At 55.7% G+C, this 1414-nt stretch carries 1 rRNA gene; it reads right to left on the bottom strand.

Features of this window, described 5'->3' with window-relative positions:
- Positions 1-22: 22 nt before the first annotated feature.
- Positions 23-1414 (bottom strand): 23S ribosomal RNA (locus ACZ4E1_RS40260); the annotation flags it as partial.

Raw genomic sequence — 1414 nt, 5'->3', positions numbered from 1 at the left:
AACACAGTGGACGCGAGCAACTGAGGACAAGCCCTCGGCCTATTAGTACCAGTCACCTCCACACCTTGCGGTGCTTCCAGATCTGGCCTATCAACCCAGTCGTCTACTGGGAGCCTTACCCCATCAAGTGGGTGGGAATACTCATCTCGAAGCAGGCTTCCCGCTTAGATGCTTTCAGCGGTTATCCCTCCCGAACGTAGCCAACCAGCCATGCCCTTGGCAGGACAACTGGCACACCAGAGGTTCGTCCGTCCCGGTCCTCTCGTACTAGGGACAGCCCTTCTCAATATTCCTGCGCGCACAGAGGATAGGGACCGAACTGTCTCACGACGTTCTAAACCCAGCTCGCGTACCGCTTTAATGGGCGAACAGCCCAACCCTTGGGACCGACTCCAGCCCCAGGATGCGACGAGCCGACATCGAGGTGCCAAACCATCCCGTCGATATGGACTCTTGGGGAAGATCAGCCTGTTATCCCCGGGGTACCTTTTATCCGTTGAGCGACGGCGCTTCCACAAGCCACCGCCGGATCACTAGTCCCGACTTTCGTCCCTGCTCGACCCGTCGGTCTCACAGTCAAGCTCCCTTGTGCACTTACACTCAACACCTGATTACCAACCAGGCTGAGGGAACCTTTGGGCGCCTCCGTTACTCTTTGGGAGGCAACCGCCCCAGTTAAACTACCCATCAGACACTGTCCCTGATCCGGATCACGGACCGAGGTTAGACATCCAGCACGACCAGAGTGGTATTTCAACGACGACTCCACAACCACTGGCGTGGCCGCTTCAAAGTCTCCCACCTATCCTACACAAGCCGAACCGAACACCAATATCAAACTGTAGTAAAGGTCCCGGGGTCTTTCCGTCCTTCTGCGCGAAACGAGCATCTTTACTCGTAGTGCAATTTCACCGGGCCTATGGTTGAGACAGTCGAGAAGTCGTTACGCCATTCGTGCAGGTCGGAACTTACCCGACAAGGAATTTCGCTACCTTAGGATGGTTATAGTTACCACCGCCGTTTACTGGCGCTTAAGTTCTCAGCTTCGCCAAGACGAATCTTGACTAACCGGTCCCCTTAACGTTCCAGCACCGGGCAGGCGTCAGTCCGTATACATCGCCTTACGGCTTCGCACGGACCTGTGTTTTTAGTAAACAGTCGCTTCTCGCTGGTCTCTGCGGCCACCCCCAGCTCAGAGTGCAAGACTCATCACCAGGAATGGCCCCCCTTCTCCCGAAGTTACGGGGGCATTTTGCCGAGTTCCTTAACCATAGTTCACCCGAACGCCTCGGTATTCTCTACCTGACCACCTGAGTCGGTTTAGGGTACGGGCCGCCATGAAACTCGCTAGAGGCTTTTCTCGACAGCATAGGATCATCCACTTCACCACAATCGGCTCGGCATCAGGTCTCAG

The sequence above is a fragment of the Streptomyces sp. NPDC025806 genome, from assembly GCF_055558275.1.
Note: the sequence above shows the minus strand (reverse complement) of the source record. Positions and strands in the feature narration are given on the sequence as shown.